Source organism: Streptomyces sp. 8K308, from assembly GCF_004348315.1.
GTDB lineage: Bacteria > Actinomycetota > Actinomycetes > Streptomycetales > Streptomycetaceae > Streptomyces.
In genome coordinates, this window is record NZ_SMKC01000531.1 from 1 (window position 1) to 3,072 (window position 3,072).

Sequence of the window (3,072 nt, forward strand, 5' to 3'; positions counted from 1 at the left end):
CCCCCCAGCCGGGCCCGCAGCGCACGCCCCTCTTCGACCAGTACGCCGACCCCGACGACGACCGCCACCGCCGCGCCTCCGGCGAGTGATCATCCACCCCAGAACGGATTTCGGTCCGTCCCACCCGGAGTGCTACAGTTTCCACGTCGCAAGGGCCTGTAGCGCAGCCTGGTAGCGCATCTCGTTCGCAACGAGGGGGTCAGGGGTTCAAATCCCCTCAGGTCCACAGCATGGACCGTTCCCAGTACCAGGTGGAACGGCAGACGGGAGCCCCCGCCGATCTCGATCGGCGGGGGCTTTCGCGTGGGTGCAAGCAGCGAAGTACAGCAACGGCCCTACGCGCTCCGCGCGGCGCCGCCGAGGTGTCTGCCGAGCTTCCGCAGCGCCTTGCGCGTCGCCTCGGACGGCACGTGCGTGTAGACCTCCATGGTGACCGCGATCTTGCTGTGCCGGAGGATCTGCATGGCGATGCGCGGGTGCACGTCCAGGGCGGCCAGGAGCGATCCGCAGGTGTGCCGGGTGTCGTGCAGCCGGATGCGGCGCACCCTCGCCTTGTCGGCCCGCGCGGCGAACTGCCGGTTGAAGTTCCTCGGGTCGATCGGCGTTCCGAAGCGGGTGGTGAACACGAACCCGCTCTCGGTCCACAGCTCCCCCGCCGCCGTCCGCGCGGCTTCCTGCGCCGCCCGCCGGAGCTTCAGCCCGGCGCGGCAGATGTCGGGCAGCGGCAGCACGGCTGTGGACGCCTCGGTCTTGGTCTCGTCGTGCACCAGGCGCCGCTGGATGCGCTGCAAGGAGTGCTCCACGCTCAGCTCCCCCGCGTCCAGGTCCACGCTGCCCCAGGTCAGCCCGAGCACTTCCCCGCGGCGGAGCCCGAGGACGAGCGTCAGCACGTAGGCAGGGTAGAGCGGATCGCCGGCGGCCCTGGCAGCCTCCAGGAAGGTCCGCGCCTCCTCCACGGACCAGGGCTGCGGCTTCGTCCGCCGGACCGACCGGACCTTGACCAGCCCGGCCACGTTCTTCGAGATCACCTCCTCGGTCATGGCGTGCGTGAGCGCCGACCGCAGCACGGTCCGGGCGTCCTGGACAGTCCGCCGTGACGGGAGCTGCCGGCAGCACTGGCCGACCGCGCAGCAGTGCCGCCGCTGCTTCGGGTCCCGGTGCCTCTCCGGCCGCCTGGCGTCCTTGCCCTGAGCACAGCACTGGCACTGCGTCATCAGGCCGTTGATCCACGTCCGCACGTCTCGGACGGTCAGCTTGTCGAGCCGCTTCGCCCCCAGGCCGGGGGTGATGTAGAGGCGGACGTGCATCGCGTAGGTCTCGGCCGTCTTCGGCTTCAACTCCGGCCGCACCACGTCCTTCAGCCAGTCGGCGAGGTACTGCCCCAGCGTGGGCACGCTGGTGGCCACGGGCCCCTTGCCGGCTTCGGCGTGCAGCTTGATCCACTTTTCGTGGACGGCGGTGCGGGTGGGTCCGTAGACGTACTTGCGCTTCCGCTTCCCTTCCGGAGTGGTGACCCAGGCGTAGGCGGCGAAGCCGTTCCGATAGGGGTAGATGGAGCCCTCACCGTTGCCGCGTTTGCCGCTCATGCCGCACGCTCCGCGGAGGCGTTCGCGGCGCAGTGCTGGACGTATTCGTCGACCCAGGCGGGAAGGATGCGGCGGTTGCGGCCGATCTTGACGGAGCGGATCTCGCCCGTGGCGACGAGCATCTTGGTCTTGGAGAGGCCGAAGCCGAGCATGGCCGCGACTTCGGCCGTGGTGTGCCACTTGCGGGTGATGGCCGTCGTGGTGGTCATGGGGTCGGTTCTCCTTCGGTGCCAGGCGCGGGGGCGAGGGTGGTGGAGAGCCACTGTTCGGCCGGGCTCAGGCCGGTGCCGGCGTAGGTCCAGTGGGAGAGGACGAGGGTGGTCTCCTCCCGGTCGCCGTGCGTCTGTGCGTGGCGCCATGCGGCGCGTGCGTCGCGGAGGGCGGTGAGGGTGGTGGAGTAGCGGCGGGACTTGGTGGAGAAGTGGCCGCGGAAGCCGAGCATGTGGGCCCAGGCCCGCAGCCGCAGGTGTTCCAGGTCCTTGCGGGCCCCGAGGGTCCATGCGGCGCGGATGAGGCGCCGGGCGTGCTCGGAGACGTTGAGCGTGGCCAGTTCGGCGAGGAAGCGCAGGGGGCGGTCAAGGGTGCCGGTGGCGGTCTCGGCGCCCTTGGTGGCGTACTTGGCGATGTAGCCGGCCACGGCTTGTTCGGTCAGCTCCTGGCCGTGGTCGAGGTCGGCCGACCGGATGGCGCGGACGTCGAGCTGTCGCCCGAAGCGGAAGGTGTGCGCGCGTCCGTCGAAGACGGGGCCGTTCACGGTGGCCGCGGTAGCGGCGGCGCGGATGGCGTCGGTGAGCAGTTCGGCCGTTGCCCAGTGCGGGGGCGTGCTGGGGCCGCCCTCGGGGCCGTCGAGGCGGATGACGGCGTGGAAGTGGACGGCGCCGCGCTTCTGGTACTCGGCGACCTTGGCGAAGGAGACGCGTGCGTGCTGGGCGAAGGCGCGTTGGGTGAGTCCGGCGCGCTTGGCGATCTCGCGGCGGAGGTAGATGGTGAAGCGGCGCCACAGGGCCCCGGCGTGGGCGTTCCACAGTACGGCCGCTTCGTAGTCGTAGCGGGCGGGATCGAGCGGGGTGCCGAGCCGTTCGTCGTCCGGAGCGTGGGTGTGGCCGCAGCGGCAGGCGGGGCGTTGGGCGGGCCTGTTGTGGACCGGGCCGAAGCCGGGCGCGGTGAAGGTGGCGAAGACTCTCGGATGCGCCCCGACACGCTCGGGCACGCCCTTGCCTCCTTTCAGTCCGGCGGTGATGAGGTGGTAGGTGTCGCGGCGGTAGGTCTCGGCGCAGGCCGCGCAGCGGGTGGCGCGGCGGTTGTTGCAGCGGGTGAGGAGGTGTCCGGCGGGCAGGGTGCCGGATTCGAGGTGGGCCAGGACGTCGCCGATCTCTCCGGTGGTGGTGTCGAGGTGGTGTTCGGTGCGGTGGCCGGCGAGGCGGATGGGGCGGGTGCAGCCGCCGAGGCCGGTCAGCTGCCGGGCGAGGGAGGGCAGGTTGCCCAG

The 3,072-nt window shown here is 71.3% G+C and carries 3 protein-coding genes and 1 tRNA gene; 1 reads left to right on the forward strand and 3 read right to left on the reverse strand.

The features are described 5' to 3' along the window. Nucleotides 1-152: 152 nt before the first annotated feature. Nucleotides 153-226, forward strand: a tRNA-Ala gene (locus tag E1265_RS35235). Between the two features lie 109 nt (nucleotides 227-335). Here the strand turns inward: E1265_RS35235 and E1265_RS35240 are convergent. The 3 genes from E1265_RS35240 to E1265_RS35250 form a co-directional block, all read right to left on the reverse strand. After that, the gene (locus E1265_RS35240) at nucleotides 336-1,586 is read right to left on the reverse strand and encodes a site-specific integrase (RefSeq protein ID WP_132935025.1); all 1,251 of its coding nucleotides are present in this window, start codon (nucleotides 1,584-1,586) and stop codon (nucleotides 336-338) included. Continuing rightward, entirely contained in the window at nucleotides 1,583-1,795 is a 213-nt protein-coding gene (locus E1265_RS35245; RefSeq protein WP_132935026.1) for an excisionase family DNA-binding protein, read from the reverse strand. Before E1265_RS35245 ends, E1265_RS35240 begins: the two co-directional genes overlap by 4 nt. Next, on the reverse strand, nucleotides 1,792-3,072 hold a 1,281-nt coding region (locus E1265_RS35250), incomplete at its 5' end, for a replication initiator (RefSeq protein WP_279571497.1). The genes E1265_RS35250 and E1265_RS35245, both read right to left, overlap by 4 nt.

What these genes read in the sequence shown, in the direction of transcription:
- E1265_RS35240 (WP_132935025.1), bottom strand. Translation starts at nt 1,586, where the DNA reads ATGAGCGGCAAACGCGGCAACGGTGAGGGCTCCATCTACCCCTATCGG.
- E1265_RS35245 (WP_132935026.1), bottom strand. Translation starts at nt 1,795, where the DNA reads ATGACCACCACGACGGCCATCACCCGCAAGTGGCACACCACGGCCGAA.